Genomic DNA, 289 nt, shown 5'->3' on the forward strand with positions numbered 1-289 from the left:
CAAGGTCTGAACAATTTAACAGCAAGTGTTCTGAACTTGCTAGGAAAGACATACTTAGAGAATGGTAAACTCGATAATGCTAAAAGAGTGTTATTTGAAGGACTAGAACTATCTCGTCAAAACGATATATATGAAGAACTTGCTAAAGGGAATCAGTATTTGGCAGCTTATTTTGCTCAAATAGGTGATTTTAAAAAGGCATTTGAATATCAATCTCAGTTTGTGTCCCTTAATGATTCTTTGGAAAATATAGCCAGCAGAGATAGATTGGCACTTATGCAAGGTATGT

General features: G+C 34.6%; 1 protein-coding gene. It reads left to right on the forward strand.

All coding sequences use genetic code 11. The features are described 5' to 3' along the window. Positions 1–289: hypothetical protein (locus JEM65_RS21590; protein ID WP_199603826.1), on the forward strand; the 289-nt coding region annotated here is incomplete at both ends.

The organism is Gelidibacter salicanalis (assembly GCF_016469035.1).
GTDB lineage: Bacteria > Bacteroidota > Bacteroidia > Flavobacteriales > Flavobacteriaceae > Gelidibacter > Gelidibacter salicanalis_A.